The 16416-nt window shown below is 59.3% G+C and carries 16 protein-coding genes; 15 read left to right on the top strand and 1 reads right to left on the bottom strand.

Annotated elements, in window-relative coordinates; translation table 11 throughout:
• Positions 1-312 precede the first annotated feature (312 nt).
• The gene (locus ACQZ6F_RS17205; RefSeq protein WP_449093695.1) at positions 313-2526 is read left to right on the top strand and encodes a ComEC/Rec2 family competence protein; all 2214 of its coding nucleotides are present in this window, start codon (positions 313-315) and stop codon (positions 2524-2526) included.
• Here the strand turns inward: ACQZ6F_RS17205 and lexA are convergent.
• Positions 2507-3229, bottom strand: coding sequence for a transcriptional repressor LexA (gene lexA / locus ACQZ6F_RS17210; protein WP_068386422.1), 723 nt, complete (start codon positions 3227-3229; stop codon positions 2507-2509). The genes ACQZ6F_RS17205 and lexA overlap by 20 nt on opposite strands.
• Positions 3230-3624: 395 nt before the next feature.
• Between lexA and ACQZ6F_RS17215 the strand changes: the two genes are divergently transcribed.
• From ACQZ6F_RS17215 to ACQZ6F_RS17280, 14 genes are all read left to right on the top strand, one after another.
• Positions 3625-4512, top strand: coding sequence for a VOC family protein (locus ACQZ6F_RS17215; protein WP_449093274.1), 888 nt, complete (start codon positions 3625-3627; stop codon positions 4510-4512).
• Complete coding sequence (gene kdsA / locus ACQZ6F_RS17220; protein WP_449093273.1) at positions 4509-5348, top strand: 3-deoxy-8-phosphooctulonate synthase; 840 nt, start codon at positions 4509-4511, stop codon at positions 5346-5348. The genes ACQZ6F_RS17215 and kdsA overlap by 4 nt, the downstream gene beginning before the upstream one ends.
• Positions 5349-5497: 149 nt before the next feature.
• The gene (eno, locus tag ACQZ6F_RS17225; protein ID WP_077469860.1) at positions 5498-6772 is read left to right on the top strand and encodes a phosphopyruvate hydratase; all 1275 of its coding nucleotides are present in this window, start codon (positions 5498-5500) and stop codon (positions 6770-6772) included.
• Between the two features lie 234 nt (positions 6773-7006).
• Positions 7007-7318, top strand: a complete 312-nt coding sequence (locus tag ACQZ6F_RS17230) for an FtsB family cell division protein (protein ID WP_068386432.1) — start codon at positions 7007-7009, stop codon at positions 7316-7318.
• 157 nt (positions 7319-7475) lie between these two features.
• Positions 7476-8519 carry a pyruvate dehydrogenase (acetyl-transferring) E1 component subunit alpha gene (gene pdhA, locus ACQZ6F_RS17235; RefSeq protein ID WP_449093272.1) on the top strand — a complete coding sequence of 348 codons (1044 nt, stop codon included), beginning with the start codon at positions 7476-7478 and terminating at the stop codon, positions 8517-8519.
• Between the two features lie 18 nt (positions 8520-8537).
• Positions 8538-9917: a pyruvate dehydrogenase complex E1 component subunit beta gene (locus tag ACQZ6F_RS17240; protein WP_449093271.1), complete on the top strand. Its 1380-nt coding sequence runs from the start codon at positions 8538-8540 to the stop codon at positions 9915-9917.
• A gap of 15 nt (positions 9918-9932) precedes the next feature.
• Entirely contained in the window at positions 9933-11285 is a 1353-nt protein-coding gene (locus ACQZ6F_RS17245) for a pyruvate dehydrogenase complex dihydrolipoamide acetyltransferase (RefSeq protein WP_449093270.1), read from the top strand.
• A 25-nt stretch (positions 11286-11310) separates the two neighbouring features.
• Positions 11311-11952, top strand: coding sequence for an SGNH/GDSL hydrolase family protein (locus tag ACQZ6F_RS17250; protein ID WP_267550976.1), 642 nt, complete (start codon positions 11311-11313; stop codon positions 11950-11952).
• A gap of 53 nt (positions 11953-12005) precedes the next feature.
• Positions 12006-13451 carry a dihydrolipoyl dehydrogenase gene (gene lpdA, locus ACQZ6F_RS17255; RefSeq protein WP_174071291.1) on the top strand — a complete coding sequence of 482 codons (1446 nt, stop codon included), beginning with the start codon at positions 12006-12008 and terminating at the stop codon, positions 13449-13451.
• 55 nt (positions 13452-13506) lie between these two features.
• Positions 13507-13761 carry a GlsB/YeaQ/YmgE family stress response membrane protein gene (locus ACQZ6F_RS17260; protein WP_174071292.1) on the top strand — a complete coding sequence of 85 codons (255 nt, stop codon included), beginning with the start codon at positions 13507-13509 and terminating at the stop codon, positions 13759-13761.
• Positions 13762-13795: 34 nt separating this feature from the next.
• Positions 13796-14044, top strand: coding sequence for a GlsB/YeaQ/YmgE family stress response membrane protein (locus ACQZ6F_RS17265; RefSeq protein ID WP_068386452.1), 249 nt, complete (start codon positions 13796-13798; stop codon positions 14042-14044).
• A gap of 34 nt (positions 14045-14078) precedes the next feature.
• Positions 14079-15050, top strand: a complete 972-nt coding sequence (gene lipA / locus ACQZ6F_RS17270) for a lipoyl synthase (RefSeq protein WP_068386455.1) — start codon at positions 14079-14081, stop codon at positions 15048-15050.
• A gap of 157 nt (positions 15051-15207) precedes the next feature.
• Positions 15208-15801, top strand: a complete 594-nt coding sequence (locus ACQZ6F_RS17275) for an AAA family ATPase (protein ID WP_449093269.1) — start codon at positions 15208-15210, stop codon at positions 15799-15801.
• A 27-nt stretch (positions 15802-15828) separates the two neighbouring features.
• The gene (locus ACQZ6F_RS17280; protein ID WP_449093694.1) at positions 15829-16407 is read left to right on the top strand and encodes an AAA family ATPase; all 579 of its coding nucleotides are present in this window, start codon (positions 15829-15831) and stop codon (positions 16405-16407) included.
• The last annotated feature ends 9 nt before the right edge of the window (positions 16408-16416 follow it).

The following is a 16416-nucleotide window of genomic DNA, read 5'->3' on the forward strand; positions in this document are numbered from 1 at the left end:
GAAATCACCTGATGGTGACGGCAAAAATCGCGCGAAAGCTGTAGTTTTGCGTGGGGCAGGCGCTCAATGCCTAATTTAGAGGCACCGGAACAGCAGGAAGATGGCCGGGACCTTGTTCTGCCTTCGCAGCATCGCCACGCTATTGCCTCATTCGCCCCTCGTGCGAAGACTGGACGACGTCAACGAACGCAAGATCAGGCGCGCCTGTTCGCACAGCTCTACCTGGCCCTCGGTCATGGCCGAGCTGCCATAGGAAGACTGATCGAAGAGGAAGCGGCGCATGGTCGCGCCATCCTGTTCGCACCAATCTATATGGGGCTGGGCTCGATATTTTGGTTCAAGGTCGATAGCGATCCGCCTTCGCAAGCGGTCCTGGTGGCACTGCTGCTTTTGACGGGTGCCTTTCTGTTTAAGCGTGATGCGGGCCGTCTGTTCCGACATGCCCTCTTTGCCGGCATGCTGATGAGTCTGGGCGTGGCTCTGGCGCAATGGGAAAGCTGGCGGGCATCGACAGTGATGCTCGATTCGGCAGTGACGACAACCGTTACTGGTCGGGTCGAAAGGCGTGAATCCTATGACAACGGCCGTTGGAGATATGTCGTCAAAGTCGATGGAACGGAAAAGCCGGCCATTCGAAGAGCGCCGGAACGCGTCACTATCTTCGTCCGAAAACAGGCAGAGCCATTCAACCTGGGTGATCGGATCCAGGGCAGGGCGCGGTTAACCCCGCCGGCAGGCCCGGCCTTGCCGCGCCTCAACGATTTCGCATTCAGCTCCTATTTCAATGGAATTGGCGCGAACGGCTTCGCCTACGGCACCCCGGAATTATTGTCACCAGATGGTGATATCACAAAAGAGTCGTTGCTCGATCAGGCGGATATCTGGCTCGCCGGCCTGCGTAACAGCATAGGCGACAGGATCAGGAGAACCTTGCCAGGTGACACCGGTGCGTTTGCAGCCGCGCTTGTCACCGATGAGAGACGAGCGATTTCAGATGAAACGACCGAGGCGCTGCGAACCGCAGGCCTGACGCATATCATCGCCATTTCAGGCTTGAACATGGCGCTATCGGCGGGCATTTTCTATATCGGCCTGCGTTATCTCTTCAGTCTGTTTCCTGGTGTCGCGCAGGCCTGGCCAACCAAGAAGGTGGCCGCGTTTGGTGCGCTGCTCACCGTGACAGCCTATTACCTCATTTCCGGTTTCGGCGTGTCTGCAGAACGCGCCTTCATCATGATGGCGATCATGCTGGTTGCCGTGCTCTTCGACCGGCCATCGATCAGCCTGCGAAATGTAGCGCTTTCGGCAATCGTGATCCTCATTCTGTCTCCATCGCAAGTGCTGGGGCCGAGTTTCCAGATGTCCTATGCCGCGACGCTGGCGCTGGTGTCGGGCTATACGCTGTGGAAGCGGCGGCAGCATCGCGAAAGCATATTTTCGCGCTCCAGGCTCCTCAGCCCGCTGCTCTTCGTCTCTCGTTTTTTCGGCGGCGTGTTGTCGACATCCTTCGTCGGCGGTGCTTCGACGGCGATTTTCTCGATCGAGCATTTTCACCGACTGGCGACATACGGGCTTGCCGCAAATCTCGCCGCCATGCCGATCGTCTCGTTCATTGTCATGCCGTTCGGTATGATGGCCATGTTGCTGATGCCGCTTGGCCTTGATGCGCCATTCTGGAAAGTCACCGGTGAGGGACTGGAACTGGTCATCCTGATCGCCAAGACCGTGGCGGGCTGGGGAGGCGATATCACCTTTGGCCGTCAAGCGGGCTGGCTCATGCCGACTTTCATAGCCGGCTTCCTGATCATGACCATGTTGCGGACCCGCCTGCGCCATGTCGGGCTGCTGCTGTTGCTCTCAGCGATCGGTGCAGCAACATTCAGTTCCGGCGTGCCGAAGCCGGATCTGATGATTTCCGAAGATGGCGCTCTGGTCGCGTTGCGACAGGACTACATCTTGGCAACGAACCGCGAAAGACCGCAGGCTTTTATCTTCGAGCAATGGCAGAAGGCGCTGGTGGCAGCAGAACACCAACCGCCAACCATTCTTCCGGCCGACAGCCGGCTCCCTCATGTCAGCAAAGCAGATCGCCGCCGGCGGTTAAGCACGGAGGAACAAAACGCAGTGCGCAAGGCAATGGAGGAAGCGCTCGATCAGACGATGCAGGGAAGCTTTGCCTGCCAGAAGGGTGCATGGTGTGTCGCAATGCTTGAAAACGGCGCAATGCTCGTCACCATCGAGGACGCAGCCTATCTACCGCCTGCTTGCGATACCGCAAATATCGTCGTTACGCCGATAAAACTGCGTCTCGATCGCTGCCGCTCCGGAGCAATGCTTTTCACCGGCGCTACATTGAGGCGAACCGGCTCGGTCGAAATGAATTTCGACTCGGACACGCCTATCATCTCCACAGCTTTCGACAATCCGCAACGCCCATGGATGCGGCACCGAACCTATGATTGGCGCACCGGAACCTATGGTGTGCCAATCCGTTCTGCGTCACCAGTCAATGATAGCGGCGAATGAGGCCGACAAGCTTGCCCTGGACCTTGACGCGATCCGGCCCGAATATGCGTGTTTCATATGCCGGATTGGCGGCTTCTAGAGCGATGGAAGCGCCCTTGCGGCGAAACCGCTTCAACGTTGCTTCTTCGTCATCCACAAGGGCGACAACAATGTCACCGGGATTGGCAGTCGTCGAATTGCGGATGATGACGGTATCGCCGTCAAAAATGCCGGCATCGATCATCGAATCGCCCCGCACTTCCAAGGCATAATGTTCGCCCGAACCGAGCATATCGGCGGGAACGGTTATTTCATGGGTATTGTTCTGGATGGCCGAGATCGGAACGCCGGCTGCGATGCGGCCCATGACGGGCACCGACACCGAACTGTTCTGGTCGTCATTGGCCACCTTTGGGGGAGCAGGCGGCGCGACCGGCTGTGGCTTGCCAAGACTGCCTTCGATGACGCTCGGTGAAAAGCCGCGGCGCGGCTGCAGGCTGGGATTGTAGGCATCCGGCAGCTTGATGACTTCGAGCGCTCTTGCCCGGTTCGGCAGGCGACGGATGAAGCCTCGCTCTTCCAAAGCCGTGATCAAACGGTGAATGCCGGACTTGGATGCAAGATCCAATGCGTCCTTCATTTCATCGAAAGATGGTGGAACGCCGGACTCCTTCATCCGTTCGTGAATGAAGAGAAGCAGTTCCTGCTGCTTGCGCGTCAACATCGTCTTGGAACCCCAGAATCAAGAGAAACGTCGTGAAACAAATCCAGAACGGACACTATATGTTCCATATGTGTTCCGCAAGTACTTAAATTTCGGTAAAGCTTTGCCCTGTCAGTTAGATATTTAAAATTATCGAATGGATCGTGGCGCGGCGGCGAATGGTTATATCGGTGCTAACATAACGATAAATATGGGAAAACGCCGCTGGATGCGCAGACGGAGTGGTTTTGAGTTTAAGTCACCTATCTGAAGCATGGCTGAAATCTAGCTTGTACCGAGAAGGTTCGGCTGCTGTCGAGAAACAGTCATTGTCCAGCATCATCGCTGCGCTGCTTTGGCCTTGAATTGGACCGTGGATCGGCGCAAACCTGCCGCAGCAGAAAATCGGAGACGCCATGACTTCGTTGCCGCATCCGCTGGATCATCTTGTGTTGCCGACGGTCAATATCGCATCGGCGCGTGAACGCCTTGGCAGGCTTGGCTTTACGGTGGCTCCGGATGCGCGCCATCCCTTTGGCACCGAGAACGCATGCGTCTTCTTTGCCGACAAGACCTATCTGGAGCCCCTCGGGGTCACATCTCTGGAGCAGTGTGAAAAGAGCATCGAGGACGGCAATGTCTTCGTCGCTCGTGATCAGGCCTATCGGTTTCGAATGGGTGAAGACGGGTTCTCCGGAGTGGTTTTCGGCACGAACGACGCTGTCGCTGACGACGAACGTTTCAAGGCCGGCATGATCTCCGCCGGACGGATGCTGGATTTTTCGAGGCCGATGAAGATGCCGGATGGCACGGAAACCCAGGCGGGTTTCCGTCTTGCCTTTGCCGCCGATCTGCGTGCGCCCGATTTCCTGGCCTTCTGCTGCCAGCGCATCAATCCGTCGCCCGCCGATCGCAGCGTGCTGGAGCGCCATGAAAATGCTGTCACCGGCATTGCGCGGGTGGCGATATCGACGACCAAACCCGCCGCGTACCGCTCGTTTTTCGAGGAGATCATAGGTGACCCCAGGATATCCGAGCATTCCTTCGGGCTGACAATCCGGGCTGCCAATGCCGACATCGATCTCCTGACGCCGGAAGGCATGGAGGCGTTTTACGATTTGCGGGTCGGCAAGGACGATCCGGGGCTTCGAGCCCGCGCAATCCTTTTCAAAACACGCGATCTTTCCGTGACATCGTCGCATTTCGCTGCTAACGGCGTCACCTACACGCGTAAGAACAATCGTATATTGGCAAAGCTGGCGCCCGCAGCGGGCGCTCTTTTCGCCTTCGAGGAGATAGCATGAGCACGAATTCGGAAGTGATCGTCGGCGAGGGAGCGTCCAAGGTTCTGTTTTCCAACACTGCCAAGCTGTCGCTGATCGCCGGCCCCTGCCAGATGGAGAGCCGCGAGCATGCCTTCATGGTGGCCGGCGTGCTGAAGGAACTCTGCGACAAGCTCGGCATCGGCCTTGTCTATAAATCCTCCTATGACAAGGCGAACCGCACCTCGCTCTCCGGCAAGCGCGGTATCGGCATCGAGAAGGGATTGGAAATTTTTGCCGATCTCAAGAAGGAATATGGCTTTCCGGTGCTGACCGATATTCACACCGAGGAACAATGCGCCGTTGTCGCCAAGACGGTTGATATCCTGCAGATCCCGGCCTTCCTTTCGCGCCAGACCGACCTGCTGGTCGCCGCCGCCAAGACCGGCCGCGTCGTCAACGTCAAGAAGGGCCAGTTCCTGGCGCCCTGGGACATGAAGAACGTCCTTGCCAAGCTGAATGAAAGCGGCAACCCGAATATCCTCCTCTGCGAGCGTGGCGCCTCCTTCGGTTATAACACGCTCGTCTCGGACATGCGCTCGCTGCCGATCATGGCGGCAATGGGTGCGCCTGTCATTTTCGATGCCACCCACTCCGTGCAGCAGCCGGGCGGGCAGGGCGGCTCGACTGGCGGCGATCGCCGATTCGTAGAGACGCTGGCGCGCGCCGCAGTTGCCGTTGGCGTTGCCGGCGTCTTCGTCGAGACGCACGAAGATCCGGACAATGCGCCCTCGGACGGCCCGAACATGGTCTATCTGAAGGATATGCCAAGGCTTCTGGAGAAGCTTCTGGCCTTCGACGCCATCGCCAAGGCCTGAGAAATCACAGGCATTCAACAGGCTGACATGATTTTGCGTTACGGGGCCTGAAGGAGTGTCAAATCGGGAGGCGGAGCGGCATTGTAATTTCCGCGTCTTCGATTAAGACCATTTCAATCGATTTATAAACCAGCGAGCAGGAAGCTATCATGACCGCAATCACCGACATTATCGCCCGCGAGATTCTCGACAGCCGTGGCAATCCCACCGTCGAAGTCGATGTCTACCTCGAAGACGGCAGCATGGGCCGCGCGGCGGTTCCGTCGGGTGCGTCTACCGGTGCGCACGAAGCCGTCGAGCTTCGCGATGGCGGCACGCGCTACCATGGCAAGGGTGTTGAGAAGGCTGTCGAGGCCGTCAATTCGGAAATCTTCGACGCGATCGGCGGCATGGACGCTGAAAACCAGATCCAGCTCGACGACATCATGATCGAGCTTGACGGTACGCCGAACAAGTCCCGCATTGGCGCCAACGCCATCCTCGGCGTATCGCTCGCCGTCGCCAAGGCCGCAGCCCAGAGCGCCAACCTGCCGCTCTACCGTTATGTCGGCGGCGCTCATGCCCGCTTGCTGCCGGTTCCGATGATGAACATCATCAACGGCGGCGCTCATGCCGACAACCCGATCGATTTCCAGGAATTCATGATCCTGCCAATCGGCGCCGAAACGTTCCGCGATGCCGTGCGCATGGGCTCGGAAGTTTTCCACGTCCTCAAGAAGGAACTGGCCTCCCAGGGCCACAACACCAATGTCGGTGACGAAGGCGGCTTTGCACCGGGCCTGTCGAGCGCTCCTGCTGCCCTCGATTTCATCATGAAGTCGATCGAAAAGGCTGGCTACAAGCCTGGCGAAGAAATTGCGCTTGGCCTCGATTGCGCCTCGACCGAGTTCTTCAAGGACGGCAAGTACGTGCTGGAAGGCGAAGGCCGCACGCTGGAATCCGGCGCGATGGCTGAATACCTCGCGGAACTCGCCGCCAAGTACCCGATTGTCTCGATCGAAGACGGCATGGCTGAAGACGACTGGGAAGGCTGGAAGACGCTCACCGACCTGATCGGCAAGAAGACGCAGCTCGTCGGCGACGACCTGTTCGTCACCAACTCCGCTCGCCTGCGCGATGGCATCCGCATGGGCGTCGCCAACTCGATCCTCGTCAAGGTCAACCAGATCGGTTCGCTGACCGAAACCCTCGACGCCGTCGAAACTGCGCACAAGGCCAACTACACAGCCGTCATGTCGCACCGCTCTGGCGAAACCGAAGACTCCACGATCGCCGATCTCGCGGTTGCCACCAACTGCGGTCAGATCAAGACCGGCTCGCTGTCGCGCTCCGACCGTCTTGCCAAGTACAACCAGCTGATCCGCATCGAAGAAGGTCTCGGCCCACAGGCAAAATATGCCGGCCGCTCCATTCTTCGCGCCTGATACTCGGGCAGCGTGATCCCCGGGGATCTACGCCTTCGTCATCCAGGAGATCGAACCGCGCCTTCGGGCGCGGTTTTTTGTTGCGGGGGCAGTTAGAGTCAACGGACGGTTAATCTCTCGCGGCTAGAGTCGCTCTAGGTGTTTGATTTGACGTGATCTTATCCGCAGCCACAATGCTATCGTCGCATGGGTCTGAGGCTAGCGATCTCCAGCGATAGAGCGTTTCGAGCGAGTATGTGGACAAAGTATCATAAGAAGAGAAAGTTCGGCCGTTTCGTTCTTCCCGCTGTTACTGTGGCCTTCGTCAGCTATTTCGGCTATCATTGTGTCCATGGTGACTACGGCCTGAAGGCCACGGAGGTTTTCGAGCAGCGCCGTATCGATCGCAGCAAGGAACTCGCTGATCTCGTCGCCAAGCGTGAGCACCTTGAAAAGGAAGTCGCTCTGCTGAGCGATGGCTCCCTGGACAAGGATATGCTGGACCAATATGCGCGCTATCAGCTGACCTATTCCAAGGCGAACGAGATCGTCATCTTCAATAAATAGCCACAATTAACCGAATTTCGGTTAATTGCATTTTTGCAAATAATATCAGTTACTTGCAAAGAATATGAGCCATGCAATTATAGCATTGCTGTGGCGAACAATCTTGCCTATGTTACGCCTCACCACAAAACGAGGCTACTCACACAGGGAGGGTTGAATGGCGCCGCGAAAGAACGCGACCGTTTCCAGCCGTAAAACAGCATCCAGGCCTGCCAAGGAAACCAATGGCGGTCCGATCGCGGAATTCGACCGTGATGCGGAGCTTAAGGCTTATCGTGAGATGCTTCTGATCCGCCGCTTTGAAGAGAAGGCCGGTCAGCTTTACGGCATGGGCTTCATCGGCGGTTTCTGTCACCTCTATATCGGCCAGGAAGCTGTCGTCGTCGGCATGCAGATGGTCTTGAAGGATGGTGATCAGGTCATCACCGGTTATCGCGATCACGGGCACATGCTGGCAACCGGTATGGAAGCACGCGGCGTGATGGCCGAGCTTACCGGACGTCAGGGCGGCTATTCCCGAGGGAAGGGCGGCTCCATGCACATGTTCTCCAAAGAAAAGAATTTCTACGGCGGCCACGGCATCGTCGGCGCCCAGGTCTCGCTCGGCACCGGCCTCGCCTTTGCCAACCGCTATCGCGGCAATGACAATGTCAGCGTCGCCTATTTCGGCGATGGTGCTGCCAACCAGGGCCAGGTCTACGAAAGCTTCAACATGGCGCAGCTCTGGAAGCTGCCTGTTATCTTCGTGATCGAGAACAACCGTTACGCCATGGGCACTTCGACTGCCCGCGCTACTGCGCAGGCTGATTTCTCCAAGCGCGGCGCCTCGTTCGGCATCCCCGGCATTCAGGTTGACGGCATGGACGTTCGCGCCGTCAAGGCAGCGGCCGACGAGGCCATAACTTACTGCCGTTCCGGCAAGGGCCCGATCATCCTGGAAATGCTGACCTACCGTTATCGCGGTCACTCCATGTCGGACCCGGCTAAGTATCGCTCCAAGGACGAAGTGCAGAAGATGCGCTCCGAGCATGATCCGATTGAGCAGGTTCGCGTTCGCCTTCTCGAAAAGGGCTGGGCGACCGAGGATGATCTGAAGGATATCGACAAGGATGTCCGCGAAATCGTCGCCGATAGCGCCGATTTTGCCCAGAGCAATCCGGAGCCGGACGCATCCGAGCTCTACACCGACATTCTGCTGTAAATCGGGGAGGGACGATCAATGCCCATCGATATTCTTATGCCCGCCCTTTCTCCGACGATGGAAGAAGGCACTCTTTCGAAATGGCTCAAGAAGGAAGGCGACAAAGTCACTTCCGGTGACGTCATTGCCGAAATCGAAACCGACAAGGCCACCATGGAAGTGGAAGCTGTCGACGAAGGCGTCATCGGCAAGTTGCTGGTTGAAGCCGGCACCGAAGGCGTGAAGGTCAACGCCAAGATCGCCATCCTGCTGCAGGACGGTGAATCCGCTGCAGACATTTCGTCCGCCAAGGCTGCACCCGCTGTCGAACCGGCCAAGACCGAAGCACCTGCTGCCGCTGCTCCCGCGCCGGCCCCCGTTCCGGCTCAGCCGAAGGCCGCTGCTCCTGTCGATCCGGAAATCCCGGCCGGCACCGAGATGGTCTCGACGACCGTGCGCGAAGCGTTGCGCGATGCAATGGCCGAAGAAATGCGCGCCAATCCCGACGTTTTCGTCATGGGCGAAGAAGTCGCCGAATACCAGGGTGCTTACAAGGTCACTCAGGGTCTGCTGCAGGAGTTTGGTGCACGTCGCGTTGTCGACACCCCGATCACCGAGCATGGCTTTGCCGGTATCGGCGTCGGTGCCGCCATGGCTGGCCTCCGCCCGATCGTCGAGTTCATGACCTTCAACTTCGCCATGCAGGCGATCGACCAGATCATCAATTCCGCTGCCAAGACGCTCTATATGTCCGGCGGCCAGATGGGTGCTCCGATCGTCTTCCGCGGTCCGAATGGCGCTGCTGCCCGCGTTGGCGCTCAGCACAGCCAGGATTACGCCGCCTGGTACAGCCAGATCCCCGGTCTCAAGGTCGTCATGCCCTACACGGCAGCCGACGCCAAGGGCCTGCTGAAGTCGGCTATCCGCGATCCGAACCCGGTCATCTTCCTCGAGAACGAAATTCTCTACGGCCAGCACTTCGACGTGCCGAAGCTCGATGATTTCACCGTGCCGATCGGCAAGGCCCGCATCCATCGTCCGGGCAAAGACGTAACGGTCGTCTCCTTCGGCATCGGCATGACCTATGCCACCAAGGCGGTTGCCGAGCTGGAAGCCCAGGGCATCGATGTCGAACTGATCGACCTGCGCACCATCCGTCCGATGGATCTGCCGGCGATCATCGAATCGGTCAAGAAGACCGGTCGCCTGGTGACCGTCGAAGAGGGTTATCCGCAGTCGTCCGTCGGCACCGAAATCGCCACCCGCGTCATGCAGCAGGCCTTCGACTATCTCGATGCGCCGATCCTGACGATTGCTGGCAAGGACGTACCCATGCCTTACGCCGCCAACCTCGAAAAGCTGGCGCTTCCAAGCGTCGCCGAAGTGGTCGATGCGGTGAAGGCCGTTTGCTACAAATAAGGGGAGGGCCCATCGATGCCTATCAACATCACCATGCCTGCCCTCTCGCCGACCATGGAAGAGGGCAACCTCGCCAAGTGGCTCGTCAAGGAAGGCGACAAGATCAAGTCCGGCGATGTCATTGCCGAGATCGAGACCGACAAGGCAACGATGGAAGTCGAAGCTGTCGATGAAGGCACCGTTGCCAAGATCGTCGTTCCGGCCGGCACCGAAGGCGTCAAGGTCAATGCCTTGATTGCGGTGCTTGCCGCCGATGGCGAGGATGTTGCGGCTGCTGCTTCCGGTGCCGGTGGCGGCGCTGCCCCGGCTCCCAAGGAAGCACCGAAGGCGGAAGCTGCTCCTGCAGCCGCCCCGGCTGCAGCGCCTGCTCCGGCAAGCGTTACGGCTCCCGTTGCATCCGCTCCGGCTCCGGCCGCAGCGGACGGTCATCGCACCTTCGCTTCGCCGCTCGCACGTCGTCTTGCCAAGGAAGCCGGCGTCGATGTCGCTGCAGTTGCAGGCTCCGGCCCACACGGCCGCGTCGTCAAGAAGGATATCGAATCTGCGATCGCAGGCGGTACAGGCAAAGCTGCTCCCGCAGCAGCACCATCTGCACAGCCGGCCGCCGCTCCGGCAGCGCCGAAGGGCATGTCCGACGATGCCGTCCTCAAGCTGTTCGAGCAGGGTTCCTACGAGCTCGTGCCGCATGACGGCATGCGCAAGACGATTGCCAAGCGCCTGCAGGAATCCAAGCAGACGATCCCGCACTTCTACGTCTCGGTCGATTGCGAACTCGACGCGCTGCTGGCTCTCCGCACGCAGCTCAACGATTCCGCTCCGAAGTCGAAGGACGGCGTTCCGGCCTACAAGCTCTCGGTCAACGACATGGTCATCAAGGCCTTGGCTCTCGCACTGCGTGACGTGCCGGATGCCAACGTGTCCTGGACCGACAGCAACATGGTCAAGCACAAGCACGCCGATGTCGGCGTTGCCGTCTCCATTCCGGGCGGCCTGATCACGCCGATCATCCGCAGCGCCGAACAGAAGACGCTCTCCACCATCTCCAATGAGATGAAGGACTACGGCAAGCGCGCCAAGGAGCGCAAGCTGAAGCCCGAGGAGTATCAGGGCGGTACGACTGCCGTGTCGAACATGGGCATGATGGGCGTCAAGAACTTCGCCGCCGTCGTCAACCCGCCGCATGCGACCATTCTGGCCGTCGGCGCGGGCGAGCAGCGCGTCATCGTCAAGAAGGGCGAAATGGTGATTGCCAACGTGATGACCGTCACGCTGTCGACCGACCATCGCGCCGTCGACGGTGCGCTTGGTGCCGAGCTCCTGGCAGCCTTCAAGGGCTACATCGAAAATCCGATGGGGATGCTCGTCTGAGCCTTGTCGCGACACGGAGGCATGAATGACCAAGACTGTTCTGTGTTACGGCGACTCGCTGACATGGGGCTACAGCGCCGAGACGATCGGCCGTCATGCCTATGAAGATCGATGGCCGAGCGTGCTGCAAAAGGCGCTCGGCGATCAGGTTCGCGTCATTCCGGAAGGATTGAACGGCCGCACCACCGCTTTCGACGATCATCTGGCCGATTGCGATCGCAACGGCGCGCGGATTTTGCCGACGATCCTGCAGACTCACAATCCGCTGGATCTCGTGATCATCATGCTGGGCACCAATGACATGAAGCCGGTTGTGGCCGGTTCGGCCTTTGCTGCTCTTCAGGGCATCAGCCGGTTGGTGCAGCTGGTTCGCAATCACGCCTGGGGGTTCGACTACGAGGTGCCTGACATCCTCATCGTCGCCCCGCCGGCGATTACCGAGACGGCGAATGCGGCGTTTGCGGCAAGCTTTTTGGGCGCGGTCCACGAATCGAACAAGCTGCCGACGCTCTATAGCGATCTGGCCGACGAACTGGGCTGTGGTTTCTTCGATGCGAATACGGCCGCCGTCACTACGCCGCTCGATGGCGTGCATCTCGATGCGGAAAATACCCGGGCGCTCGGTCGCGGCCTCGAGCCGATCGTGCGGATGATGCTCGGTCTCTGATAAATTCAAGGCGCCAGCTTGCGATGCGCCGCCACCAATAAGGCAGGAAACACATGGCTGAGAATTACGACGTCATCATCATCGGCTCCGGTCCCGGCGGTTATGTCGCCGCCGTGCGCGCCGGCCAGCTTGGCCTGAAGACCGCAATCGTCGAGCGCGAGCATTTGGGCGGCATCTGCCTCAACTGGGGCTGCATACCCACGAAGGCGCTGCTTCGCTCGGCCGAAATTCTTGATCATTCCAATCATCTGAAAGATTACGGTCTCGTTCTCGAAGGCAAGGTGAGCGCGGATGTGAAGGCAGTGGTCGCCCGTTCGCGCGGCGTCTCCGCCCGGCTGAACACTGGCGTCGGCTTCCTGATGAAGAAGAACAAGGTCGACGTCATCTGGGGCGAAGCCAAGATCACCAAGCCGGGCGAAATCGTGGTCGGCAAGTCGACCAAGCCGGCCGTCGAGCCGCAGCATCCGCTGCCAAAGAACGTCAAGGGCGAAGGCACTTACACCGCCAAGCACATCATCGTCGCGACAGGCGCCCGTCCGCGCGCTCTTCCGGGCATCGAGCCTGACGGTAAGCTGATCTGGACCTATTTCGAAGCGCTGAAGCCGGATTTCCTGCCGAAGTCGCTGCTGGTCATGGGCTCGGGCGCCATCGGTATCGAATTTGCGAGCTTCTATCGCTCGATGGGCGTTGATGTGACGGTCGTCGAAGTCATGCCGACCATCATGCCGGTCGAGGATGCTGAAATCTCCGGCATCGCCCGCAAGCAGCTCGAAAAGCGCGGCCTGAAGATCCTGACCAAGGCGAAGGTCACGAAGGTCGAAAAGGCAGCCAACAGCATTACCGCTCATGTCGAGACGGAAGACGGCAAGGTGCAGCAGATCGTTGCCGACCGCATGATCTCCGCCGTCGGCGTACAGGGCAACATCGAGAATCTCGGGCTTGAAGCACTCGGCGTGAAGACCGACCGCGGCTGCGTCGTTATCGACGGTTACGGCAAGACCAACGTAGCAGGCATCTACGCGATCGGCGACGTCGCCGGCCCACCGATGCTCGCCCACAAGGCCGAACACGAAGGCGTTGTCTGCATCGAAAAGATCGCCGGTCTGCCGAATGTTCATCCGACCGACAAGGGCAAGGTTCCGGGCTGCACCTATTGCCAGCCGCAGGTCGCTTCCGTCGGCCTCACCGAAGCCAAGGCCAAGGAACTCGGCCGCGATATCCGCGTCGGCCGCTTCTCCTTCGCATATAACGGCAAGGCCATCGCGCTTGGCGAGGATCAGGGCCTCTGCAAGGTCATCTTCGACAAGAAGACCGGCGAGCTGCTCGGCGCGCACATGGTCGGCGCCGAAGTGACCGAACTGATCCAGGGCTTCGTCGTTGCGATGAACCTGGAGACGACCGAAGAAGAGCTGATGCACACGATCTTCCCGCATCCCACAGTTTCGGAATCGATGAAGGAAGCGGTGCTCGACGCCTACGGCCGGGTACTGAACGCTTGATAAATTCCTGCCTCGCCCTCTATCCAGGGGGTGGAAAACAGGAAAGGAAATCAACATGTCTATAGCTGCGCAAGGTTGGGTCGTCTTTCTTCTCATCGGGCTGGTCGCGGGTTTTCTCGCGAGCTTGATCGTCGGAGGCGGTGGGCTCATCGGTTGCTTGGTGAGCGGAGTGATCGGCGCTTTCGTGGGCGGTTTCCTGTTTCATTATTTCGGGATATCGCTCGGGATTGAAAATGCGCTTGTCGTAGAAGTCATTCATGCCACGGTCGGCGCGATTATCGTGGTGCTGCTGGCGAGACTGATCGTCTAGGGCATCCTGGCTATAGGTCTGGAACGAGGGTTTGATGGAAAGCGTGGGTTGGCTGGGTCTGATCATCATCGGCGGTCTTGCGGGTTGGCTCGCGGGTAAGCTGATGGATGCGCGCTATGGGGTCATCCTCAACATCATCCTCGGTATTGCCGGCTCGGTCGTGGCTGCAGCGCTGTTGGTGGCGCTGCATGTCGGCGTGCCCGGCGGCCGACTCGGCTTTTTCGTCACCGGTTTCATTGGTGCATGCATTCTGATATTCCTCGCCAAATTCGCGCGGCGATGAAGGGCCGCAGGTAGCGGCGGAAAGTAGACGTTTCATGGTCACGATTCTCGACACGATCAACCCGGACGCAAAGCGCGTTCGACACCCGGAGAAGGCGCATCGGCCCGATACGGAAGTCTTGCGCAAGCCGGATTGGATCCGCGTGAAGGCGCCGACATCGAAGGGCTATGCCGAAACACGCTCCATCGTGAAGGAGCACAAGCTCGTCACGGTCTGCGAGGAAGCCGGCTGCCCGAACATCGGCGAATGTTGGGACAAGAAGCACGCGACCTTCATGATCATGGGCGAGATCTGCACGCGCGCATGTGCGTTCTGCAATGTCGCCACGGGCAAGCCGAATGCGCTCGACATGGCCGAGCCGGAAAACGTCGCCAAGGCCGTCAAGCAGATGGGCCTCAGCCACGTCGTCATCACCTCGGTCGATCGTGACGACCTGGCGGATGGTGGCGCCGAGCATTTCGAAAAGGTGATCTGGGCAATCCGCGCCGCTTCGCCGAACACCACCATCGAGATCCTGACGCCGGACTTCCTGAAGAAGCCGGGCGCTCTCGAGCGTGTCGTTGCTGCCAAACCCGACGTTTTCAACCACAACATGGAAACGGTGCCCGGCAACTACCTCAAGGTTCGCCCCGGTGCTCGCTACTTCCACTCCGTTCGCCTGCTGCAGCGGGTCAAGGAACTTGATCCCACCATGTTCACCAAGTCGGGCATCATGGTCGGCCTCGGCGAAGAGCGCAATGAAGTCCTGCAGTTGATGGACGACCTGCGCACCGCCGACGTCGACTTCCTGACCATCGGCCAGTATCTCCAGCCGACGCGTAAGCATCATCAGGTCATGAGCTTCGTCACGCCGGAAGAATTCAAGTCCTATGAGACGGTCGCCTATACGAAGGGCTTCCTGATGGTGGCTTCCAGCCCGCTGACCCGCTCGTCGCATCATGCCGGCGACGATTTCGAGCGCCTGCGCGCTGCTCGCGAAAAGAAGCTGCTGCTGGCAGCCGAATAAACCCGGCAAAATTCAGTATTGCCTTTTGAGCGAACCGCGGCGAACTTGCCGCGGTTTTTGTTTGCGCCGTCATTTGCCTGTCATCTGAACGGCCTAGGGAACACGCCGCCGTTTGTGACCGGTATCGGCGCTTTAGATTCGACTATGGAGCTGGACCGTGGAGCAGATTGTCGCGCCGCTGGCGCTGCCGCATGCCGTCGATATCGACGAGGCAGCCTTTATCCTGCAAAAGGCAGACCGGATCCTTGTCATAGGTTGCTCCGGCACCGGCAAGAGCACGCTGGCGCAGGCGATCGCCTCGTTGCGCGGGCTGACTTACGTGTCCATGGACCGCGATATCTTCTGGCTGCCGGGTTGGAAGCCCCGCCCGCGCGCCGAGGCGATCTCACGGATAGAACAGGCCGTTGCCGGCCCGCGTTGGATCATGGATGGCAATAGCCCCGGCACCTTGCCATTAAGGCTGCCGCGTGCCGAGATCGTCATATGGCTCCGACCTCCGCGGCGCGTGGCATTGCGCGGCGTCTTTTCACGCTGGTTGCGTTACAGGGGCAGATCGCGGCCCGAGATGGCGGAAGGTTGCCCCGAGCGGTTGGACTGGAAATTCCTGCACTACATCTGGACGTTCGAGCGCAACGAAGTGCCGCAGTTTCAGGAAATGCTGGTGCAGCATGGCCCGCATGTCCCTGTTTTGACGCTGAATTCCCATCGTGATGGCGCGAGATTACTGGCTCGCCTGCAAGCCAGTATTTGAAACGGAGCTACCATGGATCAGATGACGATGCCCACGCTACGCCGGGAAATACACGATCTCGCCGAGGCAGCCGATCATATCCGCCGGGCGAACCGTATCCTGGTCATGGGCTGCTCCGGCGGCGGAAAGTCGACACTGTCGCTCAAAATCGCCAGCCGCTTCGGCCTTGACTATGTTTCGATCGACCGCGACGTCTTGTGGCTGCCGGGCTGGAAGGAACGTGGCAAGGAAGAGCAACGGGCCATCATCGTCTCGAAGGTGCAGGGCGAGTGCTGGATCATGGATGGCACGAACCCTTCCACCTTCGACATACGTCTGCCGCGAACCGATCTCGTCATCTGGGTGAGGATGCCGCGATTGCTTTGCATCTGGGGTGCCGTCTCGCGCTGGGTCAAGTGGATCGGCCGCACACGTCCGGAAATGGCGCCAGGCTGCAAGGAGAAAATTGACTGGGAATTCCTGCGCTTCATATGGACATTCGAAGAGAAATTTAGCCCGCGTGTCGTCGCCGGCCTTGTCGAACATGGCTCCGAGGTGCCGGTCTTCCAACTGACCAGCCGCCGTCAGATGCGCGATTTGCTTGATCTGCTTGCAGTGCCGGGCTGATCGCGAGCC

The organism is Rhizobium sp. A22-96, assembly GCF_053521805.1.